This is a genomic window from Aquabacter sp. L1I39 (genome assembly GCF_017742835.1).
Classification (GTDB): Bacteria; Pseudomonadota; Alphaproteobacteria; order Rhizobiales; family Xanthobacteraceae; genus L1I39.
In genome coordinates this window covers 3,942,159-3,963,241 of the sequence record NZ_CP072392.1, presented here as the reverse complement: position 1 = coordinate 3,963,241, position 21,083 = coordinate 3,942,159, and the positions used below count along the sequence as shown (strand labels likewise).

The window sequence follows — 21,083 nt, the reverse complement described above, 5'->3', positions numbered from 1 at the left end:
CCCAGGAAATAAGCGTTGCAACAAGAATGACTTTTCGCACTCCCTGTGCGGATTTCAGCAACACTCCCGGGTCAGGTCAGGCCCCCGAAACGCAATCATGTGTTCCGCAAGATGGTTGATCAGGCGCCGGGCGGCCTCCGGCAGGCGGCGGCCCGCGCGCAGAAGGAGATGGGTGCGCGCCTCGGCCAACAGCGGATCGCGCAACGTGACGAGCCGCATGGCACCGGCCTTCACGTCCTCCTCCACCACGAAGCGCGGCAGGAAGCCGACCCCCAGCCCGCTGGCGATGAAGCGCCGGTGCAGCTCGAACGAGGTGGTCTCCAGCCGGCTGATGAGCCGGAAGCCGTTGTCCGCCTCAACGCGGCCCAGCATCTGGCGGATGCCATGGTCCGGCGGGAAGAGGGCGGCAGGCTCCGCCGCGAAGGTGCTGAGCGGCACCGGCCCGGCGCTGCCCTTGAGGGGATGATCCTGCGGCACCACCGCCAGCAGCGGCTGGCGGGCGGTCACCACGCTGCGCACGTCGGCATGGGCGGGCGGATTATAGGCCATGCCGATATCCGCATCGCCCTGGGCGATGGCGGCCAAAATCCCATCCGTGGTGCTGAGCGTCACCTTGAAGCTCACCCCGCCATAGGTCTGAGCGAAACGGGCAAGGCCCTGCTCCATGAAATCCACCAGGAAGCCGCCGCCACAGCACAGCCGAACCGTGCCTTGCTCAACGCCCCTCAATCGCCGCAGCCGATCTTCCAGCAGGGCGCGCTCGTCCGCCTCCCGCTGGGCATGCTCGGCCATGATCCGGCCGGCCTCGGTGGGCACAACGCCGCGCGGCAGGCGCTCCAGAAGGGGCTGGCCCACCTCGATTTCCAGGTCGATGATCTGCCGGCTCACCGCCGATGCAGCCACGTTCAGCACGTCTGCCGCCGCCCGAACGGAGCCGGTGCGCACCACCGCCAGGAGGTATTTGAGGGCGCGATCGTGCATGGGGGTACAGGGAGACGGAACCGAGCTTCAGAGAAGCTCAAGGTGGGATGGAACGGGCGGGAAGTACAGAGGGGCAGGGCGCGCCGAGAAAAGCCGCAAAAATTCAGATACTTGACGTGACGTCTTGAAGAAAAGTGTGAGCCGCCGCAGCTCCGTCGCCGTTGGAACCATGAAAAAAGGCGCCCGCGGGGCGCCTTCCTCGTCATCAAACGCGCGGCCGCTCAGTTCAGCATGTCGCGCCGCATGCGCCAGCCGCCCTCGCCATCCTCGCTCAGGGCTTCCGCCACCTTGGGGTGCCGCACCGGCTCGTCGGAGGTGTCCCGCTCCAGATTCTGCTCGGACACATAGGCCACATACTCGCTGTCCGCATTCTCGGCCAGCAGATGATAGAAAGGCTGGTCCTTGTGCGGCCGGATCTCCTCGGGAATGGCCTGATACCATTCCTCGGTATTGTCGAAGACCGGGTCCACGTCGAACACCACCCCCCGGAAGGGGAAGTGCTTGTGGCGCACCACCTCGCCGATCCTGAACTTTGCCTGGCGCATTTCCCAATCCCGTTCGTCGGGCGTCGCCGGCGCAAAGGCCGGCTCGCCCGTCCACGAGGCTTTGGCCATGCGCGCGGCGGAGCGGCCGGTGCTCCGGGCCTTATCGTCCTGCGGCATGTCTCACCTCCTTGACCTTGGGCGGGACTCACGTCCCGCCATTCATAAACCGTACACCTTCGCGAGCTCGGCGTCCTTGGCAGCTACGATCCGCGCGAGGTCGACGATCACTTTCGCCTGCTTCCAGGTGGCATCGTCCTGCATCTTGCCGTCGATCATCACCGCGCCCGTGCCGTCCGGCATGGCCTCCAGGATCTTGAGAGCGAAGGCCACTTCCGCCGGATCGGGGCTGAAGACGCGCTTGGCGATCTCGATCTGGCTCGGATGCAGCGACCAGGCCCCCACGCAGCCCTGAAGGAAGGCGTTGCGGAACTGGCTCTCGCAGGCGGCGGAATCGGAGAAATCGCCGAACGGCCCGTAGAAGGGCTTGATGCCGTTGGCGGCGCAGGCGTCCACCATCTTGCCGACCGTATAGTGCCAAAGATCCTGCTGGAAGCCTGTGCGGAGCTTGTCCCCATCGGGATCGGCCAAAACCATGTAGTCGGGATGCCCGCCGCCGACGCGGGTGGTCTTCATGGCGCGGGAGGCGGCGAGGTCCGCAGGTCCCAGGCTCATGCCGTGCATGCGCGGGGAGGCGGCGGCGATGTCCTCCACATTCTTCACGCCCTCGGCGGTCTCAAGGATGGCGTGGATGAGGATGGGCTTGCCCACCGAATGACGGGCCTCCAGCTGTGCCAGCAGCTGGTCGAGATAGGCGATGTCCCAGGGGCCATCCACCTTGGGCAGCATGATGACGTCGAGCTTGGCGCCGATGGCGCCCACGATGTCGATCACGTCATCCAGCGCCCAAGGGCTGTTCAAGGCATTGATGCGCGTCCACAGGCCGGTGGAGCCGAAATCCGTGCTCTTGGCCATTTCGATGAAGCCGGCGCGGGCGGCGCCCTTGGCGTCGATCGGGATGGCGTCTTCCAGATTGCCGAGCACCACGTCCACCTGCTTGGCGAGGTCCGGCACCTTGGCGCGCAGCTTCTCCAGGTGCGGGGGCACGAAATGAATCATGCGCTCCAGCCGCACCGGAAGCTCGCGATAGGGCGCGGGCGCCCCGATGGCGAGCGGCTTGAAGAAGTTACGCGGCAATTTCATTGGGATCCCCCCTAGCATGTGGCCAGAATGGGACAGGCACCGGCTTCCGGCAAGGGGCGAGTTGCAGTGCAGCATTGGCGCATCCGCCCTTGCCGGTCGGGCGAGATGTCGCAGGCGTCGGGACAGTCGGCTCCGGGGTCGGCCCACCGGCGCTTGCCGGACACGCCGGTTGCGGGGCATTTTGAACGCGAATGTCGCGAAGGCGCCTGCCGCTGCGGGGCGCACCGCCAGGAGAGAGCATGACCTGCCTCACACGCCGCGCCCTGCTGGGCGCCACCGTTGGCCTCGCCCTGACGGGCATTCGGCCGGCGCGCGCCGAGAGCTTCTGGGGCCGGAAGCCTGCGGACGGGCCGAAGGACTTCATCTTCGGCTACGGCTCACTCATCAACACCCCCTCCCGCGAGGCGACCGGGCGCGGGCGCATTGATGCGGTGTCGGCGCGGGTGTCGCCGGCCTTCGGCTATGTGCGCTCCTGGGTGGCGCGGTCCTCCTCCGGCTTCACGGCGCTGGGGCTGCGGCCCGCGACGCCCGGCGAGGCGCCGAGCAGCATCAATGGCGTGGTCTTCCCGGTGGATGGGGAGAGCCTGCCGCGCTTCGACCGGCGCGAGAGCGGCTATGACCGGGTCATGGTGCCGCGCGAGGTGATCGAGGGCGTCTCCTGGCAGGGCCTGCCTCCGGACGGGGTGATCTGGGCCTATGTGCCCAAATCCATCACCGCCGCCAGCGCGCCTCCGCTCTATCCCGATGCGAACCATCCTCTGGTCCAGTCCTATATCGACCTGGTGCTGGAGGGGACGCTGGAATATGGCGCCGACTTTGCCCGCGAACTGGTGGCAACCACCTTCGACTGGGGCCGCTTCTGGCTGAACGACCGCACCACCGCCCGCCGGCCCTGGGTTTCGACGCCCGAGGCGGGGCGCATCGACGAGATCCTGGCGCGCACGCAGCCGGCGGCCGCCGCCTTACCGAACCGCCTCTATAGCGAGGACTATGCCGCCCGCATCCTGCGCGCGCCCGCGGCCGAGGGCGTCAAATAACGCCGGAGGCTCAGCTTTCCTCGAACACGCGGGCAAGGCGGGTCATGAAGGGCTCGTCCGTCTGGTCGATGCGCAGCGGGGTGACGGAGATGCGCCCCTCATCCAGCGCCCGCAGGTCCGAGCCGGGCACGGTGTCGAACACCCGCCGCTCAAAGGCGATCCAGAAATAGGCGTGTCCCCGCCCGTCGCGGCGCTCGTCGATGCGCATGAGCTTCTGGTCGCGCTTGCCCTGGGCGGTGACGGCAATGCCGGTCACCTCGTCCACCGGGCGGTCGGGGAAGTTCACGTTCATCACGATGCCAGCGGGGATGCCCTCGTTCAGCAAGGTGCGGATGACCTTGGGGGCATGGGCCTCGGCGGTGCCGTAGCTGGGATTTTCCCGCGTCTTCAGGCCGAAGGCCTGGGACAAAGCGATGGAGGGGATGCCGAGGATGGTGCCCTCGATGGCGCCCGCCACCGTGCCGGAATAGCTCACATCCTCGGCGATGTTCTGCCCCCGGTTGACGCCCGAAAGCACCAGGTCCGGCGGCCGGTCCACCAGCAGGTGGCGCACCGCCATGATGACGCAGTCCGTCGGCGTGCCCTTCACCGCGAAACGCTGCGGCTCGATCTGGCGCAGGCGCAGCGGATCGCTCAGGGACAAGGAATGGGCGACGCCCGACTGGTCGAACTCGGGCGCCACCACCCATACGTCGTCGGACAAGGCGGCGGCGATGCGGGCGCAGGCCTCGAGCCCCGGCGCATGGATGCCGTCGTCGTTCGTCACCAGGATCCGCATGGCCTCTTCCTTGTCTGTGCCGCCTTCGGGGGAGGCGCCTTACTTCACCTTTTCCAGCTTGGTCACGCCGCCCATATAGGGCAGCAGCGCGTCGGGAACGGCCACTGCGCCGTCCTCCTGCTGGTAGGTTTCCAGCACCGCCACCAGAGCGCGGCCCACCGCCACGCCGGAGCCATTGAGCGTGTGGACGAAACGCGGGGCCTTGCTGTCCTTGGGCCGGAAGCGGGCATTCATGCGCCGGGCCTGGAAATCGCCGCAGACGGAGCAGGACGAGATTTCCCGGAAGGCGTTCTGGCCGGGCAGCCAGACCTCGATGTCATAGGTCTTCTGCGAGGCAAAGCCCATATCGCCGGTGCACAGGGTCACCACGCGATAATGCAGGTCCAGCTTCTTCAGCACCGCCTCGGCGCAGGCCAGCATGCGCTCATGCTCGTCCTGCGACTTTTCCGGCGTGGTGATGGAGACCAGTTCCACCTTGGTGAACTGGTGCTGGCGGATCATGCCGCGCGTGTCCCGCCCCGCCGCGCCCGCTTCCGCCCGGAAGCAGGGGGTGCAGGCGGTCAGGCGCAGGGGCAGCTCGTCCTCGGAGAGGATGGCCTCGCGCACCAGATTGGTGAGCGGGACTTCGGCGGTGGGGATGAGCCAGAGTCCTTCGGTGGAGAGCCGCTCCCTTTCGAGAGCATTTTCCAGCTGTTCGTCCGTGCCGCGAAGGACAGAGGACATGATCTCCGCCGACCCCTCATTGGAGAGCCACCGGGTAGCAAAGAACTGGTCATCCTTGAATTTCGGCAGCTGCGCCGTGCCGAACATCACCTCGTCGCGCACCAGCAGCGGCGGGTTGACCTCGGTATAGCCATGCTCGCCGGTGTGCACGTCCAGGAAGAACTGACCGAGCGCCCGCTCCAGCCGCGCCAGCGACCCCTTATTGACCACGAACCGCGCGCCCGAGAGCTTGGAGGCGGTCTCGAAATCCATCAGGCCGAGGCCTTCGCCCACCTCGAAATGCTGCTTGGGCGCGAAGGCATAGGCGCGCTTTTCGCCCACCACGCGCAATTCCACATTGTCGTGCTCGTCCTTGCCCTCGGGCACGCTGGCGAGCGGCACGTTGGGGATGGCGGCAAGCTCGGCGGTGAGGCTGGCCTCGATGGCCTTCACCTCGGCCTCCAGCGCCGGCACGTCTTCCTTGATCTTCGCCACCTCGGCCATGAGGGCGGAGGCCTTGGCCTCGTCCTTGGCGGCCTTGGCGGCGCCGATCTCCTTGGAGGCGGCGTTGCGGCGGGCGAGCAGGCCCTCCAGCGTGGTCAGGCGGGCGCGGCGGTCCTCGTCGAGGCCGATGAGCCGGTCGCGCAGCGCCACCGCCTCCGCCTGCGGCACCTGCCGGCGCACCAGCGCCTCAACCAGGCCCTCGGGCGCCTCGCGAATCCACTTGATGTCGTGCATGGGACCGAACTCCGGGACCGAAAGCCGGGCGCCGGCCCTCAACTGGCAAGGCCGCGCGCGCAAAGCCGCGCGGCCGGGGAGGGGGCCGTCGCCCGGGGACGAAAGGGCGAAGGCCGCGTGCCGTCAGCTGGCCGAGGAGGCCTCGCGTGCCGCCTCTTCCGCCGCCCGGCGCTTCTCGACCATGCGCACCAGATAGACGGAGACCTCGTAGAGAAGCAGCGTCGGGATCGCAAGGGCGAGCTGCGAGACCACGTCCGGCGGGGTCAGCACGGCGGCGAGGATGAACACGCCGACAATGGCATAGCGCCGCGCCTTCTTGAGCTGGTCGGACGTGAGAATGCCGATGCGCGCCAGAAGCGTGAGAATCACTGGCAGCTGGAAGCACACGCCAAAGGCGAGGATCAGCGTGGTGATGAGCGAGAGATATTCGCTCACCTTCGGCAGAAGCGAGATCTCCGCATGCCCGTCGCCGCCCGCCTGCTGCATGGACAGGAAGTAGGTCATGGCCAGCGGCATGGCGACGAAATAGACGAACAGCCCACCGAGCAGGAAGCAGACGGGCGTGGCGATGAGATAGGGCCGGAAGGCCGCCTTCTCATGCTTGTAGAGACCCGGCGCCATGAACATGTAGACCTGCGTCGCCACCACCGGGAAGGAGATGAAGGCGGCGCCGAACATGCCCAGCTTGATCTGGGTGAACAGGAACTCCTGGGGCGCGGTGTAGATCAGCTTCACGCCCGGCGCGAAGCCCGAGGCGAACTCATAAGGCCACAGCAGGATGTTGTAGATCTGCTTGGCGAACATGAAGCAGGCGAAGAAAGCCACCAGGAAGGCGATGACCGACTTGATGAGCCGCGAACGCAGTTCAATCAAATGCTCCATCAACGGCGCCTTCGAGGCGTCGATGTCATCCTCCTCGCTCATGCGGAATGTCCGGGTCTTTGAAGCTGAGGATCATCCGCCGTGGGCGCGGACGCCACATCGGACGGAACGGATGGGGTGGAAGGCGCGGGGGCGCTTTCGGCCGGCGCCTCGCTGGCGGAGGAGGATGCGGGGCCGGAAGCGGGAGCGGCTTCTGTCGAGGGCGGAGGGGCGAAATTGAACACGGGTTCGGCCGGCGGCTCGGGAAGCGGCAGGACCAATTCCGGCGCCGGTGCGTCGACGAGCGGCGCGGCCGTGGTCCCGCCCTGGGTCAAGGCCGGACTCACGCCCTTTTCCACTGCCGCGCGAATCTCGTCGCGCACCGCCTGAAGCGGATCGATCTGGAGCGGATCGGGGAGGGGGACCGGCTCCATGGTCACCGGCACGGTCGGCGCGGCCTCGACGGTGGAAGCGGCAGCGGTCGCGGCGGCGGGCGCCGCGATTCCGGTCACGGTGGAGCGAATCTCCTCGCGGATGGAACGCAGCGGGTCGAACACCTCGGTGCCGGGAAAGGTCTTGCGGGCCCCTTCCGCGATATCTCCGATCTCCTTGCGGACATCGGACAGCTCCGCTTCCCTAAGGGCATCCTGAAATTGCCCCTGAAACTCGCCCGCCATGCGGCGGACCTTGGTAACCGTCCGCCCCACCGTGCGCAGCACGGAGGGCAGCTCCTTGGGGCCGATGACGATCAGCGCAACAACGCCAATCAGCATCAGCTCAGACCAGCCGATGTCGAACATAGGAGGCTACCCGCCGGCGGCTTTAGGCCGCCCTCCCTGCCTTGGTGACGCGAACCGCGCTCAGACCGGCTTCTTCTCACCCTCGGGCGCGGTGGTGGTCTGGTGCGGAATGTTCCGCGGCGCCTCGGGGGCGGCCGGGGTCTGGCCGGGCGGCGTGGTGTCGTCCTCGGCCATGCCCTTCTTGAACGACTTGATGCCCTTGGCCACGTCGCCCATGAGGTCGGAAATCTTGCCGCGCCCGAACAGCAGGAGCACCACGACCAGCACCACGATCCAGTGCCAGATGCTCATCGAACCCATCACTCACCCTCCGTGAGAACTCTTATGATTGGAGGCGGCGGCGCCGGCTCTCCTGTTTCGAACGGCGACACTAGGACCCGGAAGAGGCGAAAACAAGGACTTCCCCCGGATCAACGCCGATGCCCACATCCTGGCCTGGCCTTGCGTCACCTGCATGGCGCAGGCGGATGACCAGGGGGCGGTCCATGTCAGCGAGGGATACCTCCACCAGGTCCAGCTCGCCCAAGAATCGCCGGTCCCGCACCCGTCCGGTCGGCCCCTCTCCCGCCGGGCGCAGCGAAAGCCCTTGCGGGCGCGCAGCGACGACGGCCGGGCCATCGGGAAGGCCAAGCGCTGCGAACGCGCCGAGCGGGCTTTCCACCCGCCCGCTGCGCACCAGGCCGGGCACCTCATTCAATTCGCAGAAAAAGCGGGCGACGCCGAGATCCGCCGGCTCGCGATAGAGCGTCTCCGGTCGGTCCACCTGGATCAGCGCGCCGTCCCGCACCAGCGCGATGCGGTCGGCGAGGCGCATGGCTTCCTCTGGATCGTGGGTCACGATCATGCAGGTGGCGCGGGCTTCCCGCAGCACGCCCAGCGTCTGCGCCCGCACCTGGTCGCGCAGGCGCCGGTCGAGGCCGGAAAAGGGCTCGTCCAGCAACAGGATGCCGGGCCGGGGCGCGAGCGCGCGGGCGAGCGCGATGCGCTGCTGCTGGCCGCCCGACAATTCATGGGGATAGGCGGAGGCGGCCTCGGCCAGCCCCACGCGCTCCAGCGCCCGGCGGGCTTCGCCTTCCGCCTCCGCGCGGCCGAGGCGGGCGAGGCCGAACATCACATTCTGGAGATTGGTGAGATGCGGGAACAGGGCATAGTCCTGGAACACCAGCCCGACGCCCCGCTGCTCCGGCGGCACGAAGACGGAGGGGCCGGCCATTTCCTGACCATCAATGCGCACGCTGCCCGATTGCGGCCGTTCGATGCCGGCGGCAAGGCGGAGCAGCGATGTCTTGCCACAGCCGGACTGTCCGAGCAGGCACATCACCTCGCCCGGCTGCAGATGCAGGCTCACCCCCCGCACGGCTTCCTTGGCGCCATAGGACAGGCGCACCGCCTCGAAGGCGAGATCCTTGGCGATGGAGGCCGGTGTCCGTTGCCGCAGGGCCATGGCAGGGTGTCCCAAATGGTCTGTCCTTCAGCACCCCTCCGCCTTGCGCAGGCGGAAGGTCAGCACGCCGTCCGTCACCTCGCGGCCCTCCACCTCGTTGCCGGTCTCGTGCATGAGGTGGGGGATGTCGATGGCGGACATGGGGTCAGTGCACAGGACCGTCAATCGCGCGCCCGCAGACAGGGCGGCAAGGGCCTTGCGGGTGCGCAGGACGGGCAGGGGGCATTTCAGCCCCCGGAGGTCGAGCACCGGGGACGGTTCGGCCATGGGGGCCGGTTCCGCTGCCCCGGTCCCGCTCACGCCGCCTGGTCCTTCAGCCGGCCGAGGCTCTCTTCGCGGCCGAGCACGGTGAGCACGTCGAAGATGGGCGGCGAGGTGGTCCGCCCGGTGAGGGCGGCACGCAGCGGCTGGGCCACCGCGCCGAGCTTGACGCCGGCCTCCTGGGCATAAGCGCGCACCACGCCTTCGGTCGCGGCGGCGGTCCATTCGGCCGCTTCCAGGGCCGGCAGCAGCTTGGCAAGATGCCCGCGCGCCTCGTCGGTCAGCAGCGCAGCGGCCTTCTCCTCGATGGGCAAGGGCCGCTCGGCGAACAGGAATTCCGCGCTATCCAGCAGTTCCACCAGCGTCTTGGCCCGCTCCTTCAGGCCCGGCATGGCGGCGAGCAACTGGGCGCGCCGCTCCGGCGTCAAGCGCGCAAGGCGCACCTTGGCGTCCGGCAGATGGGGCAAGAGGGCCTCGACCGCCTCCAGCAATTCCGCGTCCGGGGTGGCGCGCATATACTGGCCGTTGAGGTTTTCCAGCTTGGCAAAGTCAAAGCGGGCGGCCGAGCGGCCCACCTTGTCCAGGTCGAAATGCTCCACCATCTCGGCGGTGGAGAAGACCTCCTGGTCGCCATGGCTCCAGCCCAGGCGCACCAGATAGTTGCGCAGCGCCGCCGGCAGATAGCCCATGTCGCGATAGGCATCGACGCCGAGCGCGCCATGGCGCTTGGACAGCTTGGCGCCGTCCGGCCCGTGGATGAGGGGGATGTGCGCCATGGCCGGCACGTCCCAGCCCAGCGCGCGGTAGATCTGGGTCTGGCGGGCCGCATTGGTGAGGTGGTCGTCGCCCCGGATGATGTGGGTGACGCCCATGTCATGGTCATCCACCACCACCGCCAGCATATAAGTGGGGGTGCCATCGGAGCGCAGCAGGACCAGGTCGTCCAGGTCCTTGTTGGGGAAGGTGACGGTGCCCTGCACCATGTCCTCGATCACCGTCTCGCCCGCGAGCGGCGCCTTCAGGCGGATGACGGGCTTGCGGTCGGTGGGGAATTCGGAGGGATCACGGTCGCGCCAGCGGCCGTCATAGCGCGGCGGACGGCCCTCCTTGCGGGCCGTCTCGCGCATTTCCGTCAGTTCTTCGGGGGTGGCGAAGCAGGGATAGGCGTTGCCGCGCGCCAGCATCTCCTCCACCGCCGCACGATGCCGCTCGGCCCGGGCGAACTGGTAGATGACCTCGCCATCCCAATCGATGCCCATCCAGCGCAGGCCGTCAATGATGGCGTCGATGGCTTCCGTGGTGGAGCGCTGGCGGTCCGTATCCTCGATGCGCAGCAGCATCCGGCCGCCCTTGGCCTTGGCATAGAGCCAGTTGAACAGCGCCGTGCGGGCGCCGCCAATATGCAGGAAGCCGGTGGGGGAGGGAGCAAAACGGGTGACGATGTCGGGCATCAGGCTCGGCCGGAGGAGGGTTCAGGGCGCGCCGGCGGCCGCCCTCAACGGACGGCTGGCGCAGGATGGGCGCCCATGTAGCATAGGCGCACACCCGAAGGAACGCGCCGCATGGATCGGGGGGCGGACGAGCGAAGGGAGCCGGGCAGGGCGTCGGCACGCGCCAGCGCCGCCCTTGGCACGCGCGCGCCTTCTCCCGGCGTCCTTCCGCCCGGCGGGGGCCTGGTTCTGCCGGGTACGGGGCTTTTGGAGCGGGCGCGGGCGCGGCTGCTCACGGACCTGTGGGCGGAGGCAGGTTCCGGGCGGCTGGTGCTGTGGCTGCCGGTCGCTTTCGTGTGCGGGATCCTGGCCTATTTCGGCGCAGAACGGGAGCCTTCGCTCTGGGCCGCCGGGCCCGCCTTCCTTGTTCTGTGCGGCCTTGCCGCGCTGGCGCGCGCCCATGCGGTCTCCTTCGCGCTTCTGTGCGCGGCCACCGCTTTTTCCGGCGGCTTTCTCGTCGCCACGGCCCAGACGGCGCGCATCGCGCACCCGATCATCCTGCCGCCCGAGGGACCCGTCCGCTTTTCCGGCTATGTGGAAGCCCGCGAGCGCCGGACCACCGCGGACGGGGTGGTGCTCTATGTCACCGGCGCCGAGGGGCGGGGGCTTGCGGCCGTGCCGCAGCGGGTGCGCCTGTCGCTGCCGCGTGGCTCCGCGCCGCCGGAAGGCAGCCCCGTGACACAGCTCGCCCGCCTGCTGCCGCCCTTGGGGCCGGCCATGCCCGGGGCCCATGATTTCGGTCGCAAGCCCTGGTTCGAGGGCATTGGCGCCGTGGGCTTCGGCCTCGGCCGGCCGCGCCCCGCGCGCCTCGACACGCCCCCGCCCGCCTCGGTGAAGATGGCCGCCGCCATCGCCGGCGTGCGGGAGGCGCTGGCCGCGCGCATCCGGGCCGTTCTGTCCGGCCCGTCCGCCGACATTGCGGTCGCCCTGGTCACCGGCGAGCGCGCCTCCATCGCCCCGCAGGTGGAGGAGAGCATGCGCCAGTCGGGCCTCACCCATGTGCTCTCCATTTCCGGCCTGCACATGGCCATGGTGGCGGGCACCTTGTTCGCGCTGGTGCGCGGGGGGCTGGCGCTGTTCCCGCCGCTCGCCTTGGCCTTTCCGGTGAAATCCGTGGCGGCGGGGGTCGCCTTGCTGGGCAGCGCCGGCTATCTCGCCTTGTCCGGCAATGACGAGCCGGCGCAGCGCTCCTTCATCATGGCGGCGGTGGTGCTGCTGGGCATCGTGCTCGGCCGTGCGGCGCTGAACCTGCGCACCGTGGCGGTGGCGGGCGTGCTGGTTCTGGCGCTCTCGCCGGTCTCTGTGCTGGATCCGGGCACGCAGATGTCGTTCGCCGCCACCCTCGCCTTGGTGGCGGCCTATGAGCGGGCGCGCCCGCTTTTCGCCCGCAGCCCAGCGGAAAGCCTGTCCGCGCGCCTGCTCCTGAAAGTCCTCGCCTTCTTCGGCGCGCTGGCCTTCACCTCGCTGGTGGCGGGCCTGGCCACCGCGCCGTTCGGGGCGATGCATTTCCAGCGTCTCGCGCCCTATGGCCTCCTCGCCAACCTCATCGCCATGCCCGCTGTCTCAGCCCTGGTCATGCCGTTCGGGCTGCTCGGCGTGCTGCTGCTGCCCTTCGGCTGGGACAGCCTGGCCTGGCCGGTCATGGGGGCGGGGATCGACATCATGCTTGCCATCTCGGACCATGTGGCGGCCTTTCCCGGCGCCGACATGCGCACCCAGGCGGTGGGCGCCGGCGCGGCGGGGCTGGCCGCGCTCGCCTTGGCCACGGCGTGTCTGCTGCGCGGCAGCCTGACGCTGCTTGCCCTTCTGCCGGCACTGGGCGCGTTACTAGTGGCCGGTCCGCCGCCGCGCTTCGACGTGCTGGTTTCGCCCGACGCCCGCACGGTCGCCGTGCGCGGGGCCGATGGGACGCTTTCCATCGCCGGCGCTGGCAGCAACCGGTTCCTGGCCGAGCAATGGCTGGCGCGGGAGGGCGACCCCCGCAAGGCGGCCGACCGGACGCTGGCCGCCGCCTTTCGCTGCACCCGCACCCTGTGCACGGCGCCTCTGCCCGGCGGGGAAACGCTCGCGCTCGTGCGCCGCGCCGAAGGGCTTCCCGCCGCATGCCGCACGACGCAGATTCTGGTCAGCGCGCACCACCCCTCCGGGCCGTGCGCCGCCCGGATCTTCAGCGCGGCCGAGATGACGGCAACCGGCGCGCTGGGCCTCCGGCGCGGACCCGACGGCGCCTGGCTATCGGTGCCGAGCCGCCCCGCCCGCCTGGACCGCCCCTGGATGCCGCGCCAGCCAAGCGGGGAGGGGGCTGCCGCCGAGACGGGTACCGATGCCATCGCCCGGGCGCGGGAGGATGCGCGCGAGGGCAACCGCTGAGGGCCTGCGCCGTTCGAGCATTTCCGAGCGAAGTGGAAACCGCTTCGGATGAAGGACATGTGTCAAACCAGAAAGAGCGCTCCGGTGTTGTTATGACACGCTGAAGCGCTCTCTGGGGGCGGGCCGACGACCCCTTGTGCGAGACCCCGGCGCCTCGGGCGTGGGGGATCGCTCCGGCCCGCTTTGCCTCAGGCCGCCTGTGGGCCGCCTTGCGCCAGCCGCGCCGTCCGCGCCTCCAGCGCCCGCGCCAATGCCTTGGGCATTTGCCGGCGGGACTTCACGCGCGGCAAGTCCAGTTCCAAAGCCGGCCGGCTGCGCCCGGGGAACTCGGCTGCGTTGTCGAAGGTCTCTCGTTCCAGATTGTCGATAAAGGTCTCGGCGGGGAGGCCTTCCGCATAGATGAGATCGTGGTCCAGAAGCTCCACGTGATAATAGGTGAAGGTCTCTGGAAGATCGCGATGACGGGTGATGGTGACGCCATTCACCAGCGCACCCGCCTGGACCAGCATGCCGCCGATGAAGAAGGCATGGTCCGGCGACACGAACAGGTCGCGTTCCGGCAGGCCACGGTCCAGGGCATCCGGGCGAATATGGATGGGAAGCGCGGTGAGCGGATGGGCAAAGCGCGTCGCCACCGTCCGGTGCCCCACCCACAAAACGGGCTTGGCCTCGCCCGTGGTGGTCAGCACCAAGTCGCCAGCCTTCAGCGTCTCGATGGCCACCTCGCCGCCCGGTGTGCGGATGCGGGTTCCGGTGAGGAAACAGGCCAGTTCATCATAGGTATAATGTGTGTACGTGCCGTCGCCGTTGCTGAAATAGAAGTCGTCGATGCCCTGCGTAAACACGTTCTGGTGTGCACCATTGTCCGTGAGATCCAGGGCATTCAGATCCTTGTCGGCCCTGACAGTGTATAGGCTGCGGCTGTAATCCAGATAGAGACTGTCGGTGCCCGCGGCATCCGACACACTGACATTGCTGGCGCTGTCGGCATGATAGACGTCGGACCCTTCTCCGCCATAGAAGTTCACATTCCCCTGAGCGGCCTGGGCATTGAAGACATCGGACCCACTGCCGCCATAGGCGTTCAGCGAGGTGTTCGTTCCGATGCTGCCGGCATTCACGATGTCGCCGACGTCGCCACCATAATAAGTCACGGAGCCCACGGCTTGATCGGCGCTGAACGTATTGCTGCCGCCGCCGCCATAGAATGTACCGTTCTCCGAGGCGCCTGCGTAGATTTCGTCGAGGCCGTTATCGCCGTAGAAGGTGTTGTTGACACCGCCCCCCTGGATCCGATCATCCCCTTCGCCGCCATAGAAGACGGAGCTGTAGGAGGACGAGCCGTCCAGATAGTCGGCGCCAGCCCCGCCATAGGCGGCGGAATTGCCCATCAGGCCGCCATAAATGCTGTCATTGTCGCCCTCCCCGTAAAGGGTGAGGCCGGTATATTCACCGGTAAAGTCCGCATTGGTGCCGTAGATCAAGTCCGACTCGGGCGTGCCATCGATGGTCTGATTGCTTTCGGATGCGTAGAATTCGTGGGTCAGTAGCTCGTTATAAGTATAATGTGAAAGGTCTGTGGTTCCTATCCGAAAGTAGAAATCTTCGACACCCTGGGCATAGACGACCACCGTGTCACCGGCCGTATTGAGTGATATTGCATTGTTGTTAGTCGGGTCGAGTACAATTGTGTACGCACTAATGTCGTATTTTAGATAGATTGAATCGATACCGCTGCTGTCGGAAACGGTGACATTGGTGGCACTTTCCACGCTATATAAATCGTTTCCGGCGCCTCCATAGAAATTGAGAAAGCCGTGCGAGACGTTGCCATGGAATTGATCTGCGTTCGCGCCGCCATAAGCATTCAGGGTTGTGCCGCTGGCCATCTGATCGGCATAGACTCGATTGCCGCCATCGCCGCCGTAGAATTCAACAGAGCCCTTGGCGTTCCCGCCATAGAAGTAGCTTAAGCCCGCTCCGCCATAGAAGTGCCCGTTGTGCGAATTCTCGGCGTTGAACGTGTCAATAACCCCGTCGCCGTAAAAAATTCCGTAGGTGGACGATCCCGCGTGGAACTCGTCATTCCCCGTGCCGCCATAATATTGAGAATGATCGGACGTGCCCGCGTAAAGGACATCATCCCCAGCATTGCCATAGGCGCTGGAGGCAACCATGTTGCTGCCATAGATGGTATCGTTACCGCCAGCCGCGTTGATGGTCAGGTTCGAATATTGCGCGGTCCCGTCCTCATTGGTGCCGTACAGCGTCTCGGCCGCAATGGTCCCGTTGATCGTCTCGCCATCCTCCGACGCGTAGAAGGTGTGCGTCGAGAGTTCATCATAGGTGTAGTGCAGCCAGCCCCCATTGCCGTCGCTGAAGTAGAAGTCCTCGACGCCTTGCGTCACCAGCGTCTGGCCCAAGGCTGTGCTGGCAATGGTGAGCGTCTCGCCATCTGTAGATGTCGTGTAGAGGTTCTGGGTGCCGTCAATATAAAGGCTGTCGGTGCCGGCGCTGTCGGTGATGGTTACATCGGCGGCGGAACCTGAATAATAGACATCGTTGCCGTCCCCGCCGGAGAACGTCACCTCGCCCTGGGCGGTGTTGCCGTAGAAGGTGTCGCTGCCGGCGCCGCCAGAGGCGCTCAGGCTGCCGCTCGCGAGCGTGCCGGCATAGACGGTGTTGCCGCCATTGCCGCCATAGAATTCGATCGTCCCCGTGGCGCTCTCGCCATAGAAGACGCTGACGCCCGCACCGCCATAGAAGGCGGAGTCCGTCGACGAGTCCGCATGGAAGGTGTCCAGAACCCCGTCACCATAGAAGGTCGCGTTCTGCGCACTGTCCCCGTGGAAAGTATCGTTTCCGGTCCCGCCATAAAAATTGGAATCGACGGAGGTGCCGGCATAAAGCGTGTCGTCCCCGGCATTGCCGTAGGCGCTGGAGGCGAGCATGTTGCCGGCATAGATGACATCGTCACCACCGGCCGCATTGATGGTCAGGTTGGAATATTGTTCGCTCGCCCCTTCATTGGTGCCATAGAGCGTCTCGGATGCAATGGTCGCGTTGATCGTCTCATTGGACGCGGAGGCGTAGAAAATGTGGGTGGAAAGCTCGTCGAAGCTGTAGTGCAGCCAACCCCCATTGCCGTCGCTGAAATAGAAATCCTCGATGCCCTGCGTCACCAGCGTCTGGCCCAAGGCCGTGCTGGCTATGGTGAGCGTGTCGCCATCGGTGGAGGTGGTGTAGAGGTTCTGGGTGCCGTCAATATAGAGGCTGTCGGTGCCGGCGCTGTCGGTTATGGTCACATCGGCAGCGGACCCTGAATAATAAACATCGTTGCCGCCCCCGCCGGAGAACGTCACCTCGCCCTGGGCGGTGTTGCCGTAGAAGGTATCGTCTCCAGAGCCGCCGGAGGCCGCTAGGGTGGAGCCCTCCGCCAACGCGCCTGCCTGAACCGTATTGCCGTCGTCCCCGCCATAATAGGAGATCGTGCCGGAGGCGTTGTCCCCGTAATAGGTATTATTCCCCGTGCCGCCATAGACAGTGGCATTGGCCGAGCTTCCGCCATAGAAGACATCGGCTCCGGCATCCCCGTAAAAGGTGTTGCCGGAGGACGTATCGGCATAAAGGCTGTCATTGCCGATGCCGCCATAATAGGACGAATTGGTTGAGCTGTCGGCGTGCAGCTCATCATCGCCTGCATTTCCATACGCGCTGGAGGCGGTCATGGTGGCACCATAGATGGTGTCGTCGCTGCCAGCGCCGTTTATGGTCAGGTTGGAGTAGTTTGCCGTCTGGTCGGCGTTGGTGCCGTAGAGGATGTTGGTATTGATATCACCCTGGACGATATCGCCATTCTTGGTCGCATAGACAGTGTCACCCACCCCCGCCCCCCACACTCAGCGTAGCCGAGATGTTACTGTCGGGCTTGGCGGGGGTGTTTCAAGTCACTCCAGAGTGAAATGCGGCGTGTCAAGGATCGCGGTCAAAAATCGCCATGGGTCACCGGCCGAAACCGCGCGGCCGGCGGGTCCCGTAAGGGCAGGTTAATCTCAGGTTGCAGTGCTCTCGCCATCAATAGCGGCGCATCAGCCCCACCAGGCGCCCTTGGATGCGAACCCGGTCAGGCCCGAAGATTCGCGTCTCATAGGAAGGATTGGCGGCCTCCAGCGCGATGGACGCGCCCTTCTTGCGCAGGCGCTTCAGGGTGGCTTCCTCGTCATCCACCAAAGCGACCACGATGTCGCCGGTATCGGCGGTCTCGCACTTGCGGATCAGCACCGTGTCGCCATCGAGAATGCCCGCCTCGATCATGCTGTCGCCGCGCACTTCCAGGGCGAAATGCTCGCCCACGCCCAGCATGTCGGGCGGCAGATTGAGGGTGTGGCTGCGGCTCTGGATGGCGGAAATCGGGGTGCCCGCGGCGATGCGGCCCATCACTGGAACGGCCACCGTTGTGGCGACCTCCTCCTCGTCATCCACCGGTGGGCGAACGCGGCCGAGGCTGCCTTCGATCACGGACGGGGAGAAACCCTTGGCGCGACCGGTGCCAAGTCCAGGCGCGACGCTGTCGGGCAGGCGCACCACTTCCAGCGCCCGCGCCCGATTGGGCAGGCGACGGATGAAGCCGCGCTCTTCCAGCGCCGTGATGAGGCGATGAATGCCAGACTTCGACCGCAGGTCCAGGGCCTCCTTCATCTCGTCGAAGGAGGGGGGAACGCCCGTCTCCTTCAGACGCTCGTGAATGAAGCGCAGCAGGTCATATTGCTTGCGTGTCAGCATCGCAGATCCCGTCCCAGCCAGCAGCCCCGACCCATCCGTTGCGTGTCGCCGGACAGGCAAGTCCACCCATTTCCAGCGCCCCGACCAGCCGTGGCACACGGCCATCGGACGGCAGGCGCCACCCCCGCGCGGACCGCTTCAAAGGCATCGGGAACCGCCCGGCAGGACCGCGACGCTCCCGGTCCGAGGCCCGGCGTCGACCGATCCGCATCCCCTTCGCTGTCTCAAAACGCGAAGGAAAGCGAAACAAATCGCGAACAATTCTCTACATGTTCCTTTTGTGTTCCACAAGAGTGAACATGCGGTAAATGCCTCGATCCGGCGCTGATCTTTGTGCGGCCGGCAGGCTGTCAGTCGGCGAGGAGGATGATCTCACAGGCATCCCCCACCGCGCCTTCCGGGGCGAAGGCGGAGCGCACCAGCAGGCAGTCCGCCTGGGCGAGGGCGGAAATCATGCCGCTGTCCTGGAGCGCGAAGGGGGTCACCTCCGGCACGCCGTCGGGGCCGGGACGGCTGGTGCAGCGCATGAAGTCGAGCCTGATGTCATTGGCCTTCACCGGCGCGGCGAGGCGGGCGGGAATGCGGGGCGTCTCCAGGTCGCTCATGCCCTGCAGCGCTTTCAAAAGCGGCGTCAGGAACAGCATCGCGCACACATAGGAGGAGACGGGATTGCCTGGCAGGCCGAGCGCGCGCATGCCGCCGCCGCGCCCATACATGAGGGGCTTTCCGGGGCGGAGCGCGATCTTATGGACGCTGAGCGCTACGCCCTCCGCGCGCAGGGCAGGGGCCATCAAGTCGTGCTCGCCGACCGAGGCGCCGCCCGATGTGACGAGCACGTCGAACCCGTTGGCGCGGGCGTTGGTGATGGCGGCGCGCGTGCTCTCCAGGGTGTCTTCCACCTTGCCGAGGTCGCTCACCTCGGCGCCCGCCGCGCGGGCAAGGGCGGTAAGGCCGAAGACGTTGGACATGACCACATCGGAGGCTCCGGACGCCTCCCCCGGCCGCACCAGCTCGTCGCCGGTCTGCAGGATGGCCACCCGGGGCTTTCGGCGGACGGCAAGGGTCGCATGGTTGCCAGCGGCGGCCAGCATCACGTCGCGGGCGCTCAGCCGCTGGCCGGCTTTCAGAATCACCGCGCCTTTGGTGAAGTCGAAGCCCTTGCGGCGGATGTTGCGGCCGGGCGCGGTCTCCACCTCCACCACGACGTCGTCGCCCTCGCGGCGGGTGTTTTCCTGGATCACCACCGTGTCGGCGCCCTCCGGCACCAGGGCGCCGGTGAAGATGCGCGCGGCGGTCCCCGGCGCCAGCGGCGCACCCAGTGGCCGGCCGGCGGCCGATTCGCCCCTGAGGGGAAGGCGGGCGGGGAGGGTGGCGATGTCGGAGGCGCGCACCGCATAGCCGTCCATGGCCGACATGTCGGCGGCCGGCTGGCTGCGGCGGGCCACCAGATCCGCCGCCAGCACGCGGCCCACGGCGTCGCCCACCGCCACGGTCTCCGCCGGCAGCGGGACGAGATCGGACAAAACGAGGGAGAGGGCGGCGTCGACCGGCATCAGGGACATGGGATGATCCTCGCGCGGCCGGTCAGGGTTCGGCCCGCCAGTGGCCGGAACGGCCGCCGGCTTTTTCCATGAGGCGGATGCCACCGATGCGCATGCCCCGGTCGGCGGCCTTGGCCATGTCATAGATGGTCAGGCAGGCGACGGAGACGGCGGTGAGTGCCTCCATCTCCACGCCGGTCTGGCCGGTGGTCTTGACCCGCGCGGTCACCCGCAGGCCGGGCAGGGCGTCGTCCGGCTCCACCTCCAGCTCCACCTTGGCGAGCATGAGGGGGTGGCAGAGGGGGATCAGCTCGTGCGTGCGCTTGGCCGCCATGATACCGGCGATGCGGGCAATGCCGAGCACGTCGCCCTTCTTGGCATTGCCGGAACGGATGAGGGCCAGCGTCTCCGCCGCCATGGCCACCTCGCCCACGGCGACCGCCTCGCGCGCGGTCGATGCCTTTTCGGAGACATCCACCATACGCGCGGCGCCTGAGGAATCCAGATGGGTCAGGCCGGACATGAGGGGCGTCCTATTTCAGGCGGGTCCAGGTCTGGGTCTCGCAGAAGACCATGACGCAGCCCTTCACCTGGAGCGTGTTGTCGCCCTTCAGTTCGAGCGTCGAGGAATAGGTCTTGCCATCGTCGGGATTGTAGATCTTGCCGCCAGTCCAGGAGCCGCCCTTCCCGGTGAAGCCCTGGAGCATCAGCAGCCCCTTGAGCGGACGGCTGCGCTGGGCGGCGTCCGTGTTCTTGGAATCGGTAAGGTTGGGATTGGCCTTGATGTCCGAGGAAGAGATGAGCCGCCCGCATACCGATGCGCCGCAAGCGGTGATCTCAACGACGCCCTCGTCCGTGGGCGTCTGCCAGGTGCCGGTCACATCCGCCGCCAAGGCCGGGCCGGCCAGACCGGTCAGGATCGCAAGGGCCAGAAGCCGCGCGCGCATCATCGCCTCTCCTCATGCCGAGGCGGCAGGCGTGCTGCCCCGGTGATGCCGTTCCATGCGCGGGAGAATCTCCCGCATGCCGGCGGCGACTATTGCAGAGCGGGCGGCAAGCGTCACCCGTCACGCGCTACCCCTCGGCCGCCCGGCCTTGCCGCGTTCAGCGCGTGCGGGTCCAGCTCTGGGTCTTGCACAAAGGCACGAAGATGCAGCCCTTCACCTTCAGCGTGTCGTCGCCATCAAGGGTGAGGGTGGCCGAATAGGTCTTGCCGTCCTCGGCATTGTAGATGGTGCCGTCGCTCCAGGTGCCGCCCGCTCCCTTGAAGCCCTGCATTATGACGAGGCCCTTCAGCACGCGGCCGCGCTGGGCCGCATCGGCATTGTTCACATCCTTCAGCGCCGGATCGGCCTTGATGCCATCGGACGAGACGAGGCGCCCGCAGACGGAGGCGCCGCATTTGTAGATTTCAACCACGCCGTTGCGGCTGGGCGTGAGCCAAGTCCCCGTCACGTCCGCGGCTAGCGCGCCGAAGGCGGACAGGGGCGACAAGGCAACAGACAGCGCCAGCGCGCTGAGAGACAGACGAGCCATGAGCATTCCTCCAGGCT

19 protein-coding genes are annotated in these 21,083 nt (G+C 67.0%); 2 read left to right on the top strand and 17 right to left on the bottom strand.

The features are described 5' to 3' along the window. Positions 1–54: 54 nt before the first annotated feature. The 3 genes from J5J86_RS17925 to J5J86_RS17915 form a co-directional block, all read right to left on the bottom strand. Entirely contained in the window at positions 55–981 is a 927-nt protein-coding gene (locus tag J5J86_RS17925; protein ID WP_209100444.1) for a LysR family transcriptional regulator, read from the bottom strand. 221 nt (positions 982–1,202) lie between these two features. Continuing rightward, positions 1,203–1,526 (bottom strand): heat shock protein HspQ, encoded by a 324-nt coding sequence (gene hspQ / locus J5J86_RS17920; protein WP_209105436.1) that lies wholly within the window; start codon positions 1,524–1,526, stop codon positions 1,203–1,205. A gap of 159 nt (positions 1,527–1,685) precedes the next feature. After that, positions 1,686–2,726 carry an HpcH/HpaI aldolase/citrate lyase family protein gene (locus J5J86_RS17915; protein WP_209100442.1) on the bottom strand — a complete coding sequence of 347 codons (1,041 nt, stop codon included), beginning with the start codon at positions 2,724–2,726 and terminating at the stop codon, positions 1,686–1,688. Positions 2,727–2,965: 239 nt separating this feature from the next. Between J5J86_RS17915 and J5J86_RS17910 the strand changes: the two genes are divergently transcribed. Then, a complete protein-coding gene (locus tag J5J86_RS17910; protein WP_247657681.1) occupies positions 2,966–3,763 on the top strand; it encodes a gamma-glutamylcyclotransferase family protein in 798 nt (265 codons plus the stop codon). Positions 3,764–3,773: 10 nt separating this feature from the next. Here the strand turns inward: J5J86_RS17910 and surE are convergent, their stop codons facing one another. The 8 genes from surE to gltX form a co-directional block, all read right to left on the bottom strand. Then, positions 3,774–4,541, bottom strand: a complete 768-nt coding sequence (gene surE / locus J5J86_RS17905; RefSeq protein WP_209100440.1) for a 5'/3'-nucleotidase SurE — start codon at positions 4,539–4,541, stop codon at positions 3,774–3,776. 39 nt (positions 4,542–4,580) lie between these two features. Continuing rightward, on the bottom strand, positions 4,581–5,981 hold the full coding sequence (gene serS / locus J5J86_RS17900) for a serine--tRNA ligase (RefSeq protein ID WP_209100438.1): 1,401 nt from the start codon (positions 5,979–5,981) through the stop codon (positions 4,581–4,583). A gap of 123 nt (positions 5,982–6,104) precedes the next feature. Beyond that, positions 6,105–6,905, bottom strand: coding sequence for a twin-arginine translocase subunit TatC (gene tatC / locus J5J86_RS17895; protein ID WP_209100437.1), 801 nt, complete (start codon positions 6,903–6,905; stop codon positions 6,105–6,107). Further along, the gene (tatB, locus tag J5J86_RS17890; protein WP_209100436.1) at positions 6,902–7,642 is read right to left on the bottom strand and encodes a Sec-independent protein translocase protein TatB; all 741 of its coding nucleotides are present in this window, start codon (positions 7,640–7,642) and stop codon (positions 6,902–6,904) included. Before tatB ends, tatC begins: the two co-directional genes overlap by 4 nt. A 60-nt stretch (positions 7,643–7,702) precedes the next feature. Then, positions 7,703–7,942, bottom strand: coding sequence for a twin-arginine translocase TatA/TatE family subunit (locus J5J86_RS17885; protein ID WP_209100435.1), 240 nt, complete (start codon positions 7,940–7,942; stop codon positions 7,703–7,705). 70 nt (positions 7,943–8,012) lie between these two features. Further along, positions 8,013–9,086, bottom strand: coding sequence for an ABC transporter ATP-binding protein (locus tag J5J86_RS17880; protein WP_209100434.1), 1,074 nt, complete (start codon positions 9,084–9,086; stop codon positions 8,013–8,015). A 27-nt stretch (positions 9,087–9,113) separates the two neighbouring features. Continuing rightward, positions 9,114–9,353 (bottom strand): sulfurtransferase TusA family protein, encoded by a 240-nt coding sequence (locus J5J86_RS17875; protein WP_209100433.1) that lies wholly within the window; start codon positions 9,351–9,353, stop codon positions 9,114–9,116. Between the two features lie 29 nt (positions 9,354–9,382). Next, a complete protein-coding gene (gene gltX, locus J5J86_RS17870) occupies positions 9,383–10,798 on the bottom strand; it encodes a glutamate--tRNA ligase (RefSeq protein ID WP_209100432.1) in 1,416 nt (471 codons plus the stop codon). A 111-nt stretch (positions 10,799–10,909) separates the two neighbouring features. Between gltX and J5J86_RS17865 the strand changes: the two genes are divergently transcribed. Continuing rightward, positions 10,910–13,207, top strand: coding sequence for a ComEC/Rec2 family competence protein (locus tag J5J86_RS17865; RefSeq protein WP_209100431.1), 2,298 nt, complete (start codon positions 10,910–10,912; stop codon positions 13,205–13,207). Positions 13,208–13,395: 188 nt separating this feature from the next. Here J5J86_RS17865 and J5J86_RS17860 read toward each other — a convergent pair whose 3' ends face one another. The 6 genes from J5J86_RS17860 to J5J86_RS17835 form a co-directional block, all read right to left on the bottom strand. Further along, positions 13,396–17,091: a Hint domain-containing protein gene (locus J5J86_RS17860; RefSeq protein ID WP_209100429.1), complete on the bottom strand. Its 3,696-nt coding sequence runs from the start codon at positions 17,089–17,091 to the stop codon at positions 13,396–13,398. A 190-nt stretch (positions 17,092–17,281) separates the two neighbouring features. Then, positions 17,282–17,989, bottom strand: coding sequence for a transcriptional repressor LexA (gene lexA / locus J5J86_RS17855; protein ID WP_209100428.1), 708 nt, complete (start codon positions 17,987–17,989; stop codon positions 17,282–17,284). Positions 17,990–18,339: 350 nt separating this feature from the next. Next, entirely contained in the window at positions 18,340–19,551 is a 1,212-nt protein-coding gene (locus J5J86_RS17850; protein WP_209100427.1) for a molybdopterin molybdotransferase MoeA, read from the bottom strand. Between the two features lie 22 nt (positions 19,552–19,573). Further along, positions 19,574–20,053: a cyclic pyranopterin monophosphate synthase MoaC gene (gene moaC, locus J5J86_RS17845; protein WP_209100426.1), complete on the bottom strand. Its 480-nt coding sequence runs from the start codon at positions 20,051–20,053 to the stop codon at positions 19,574–19,576. A gap of 10 nt (positions 20,054–20,063) precedes the next feature. Continuing rightward, positions 20,064–20,477 carry a DUF2147 domain-containing protein gene (locus tag J5J86_RS17840; protein WP_209100425.1) on the bottom strand — a complete coding sequence of 138 codons (414 nt, stop codon included), beginning with the start codon at positions 20,475–20,477 and terminating at the stop codon, positions 20,064–20,066. A gap of 157 nt (positions 20,478–20,634) precedes the next feature. Next, positions 20,635–21,066, bottom strand: coding sequence for a DUF2147 domain-containing protein (locus tag J5J86_RS17835; RefSeq protein ID WP_209100424.1), 432 nt, complete (start codon positions 21,064–21,066; stop codon positions 20,635–20,637). Between the last annotated feature and the right edge of the window lie 17 nt (positions 21,067–21,083).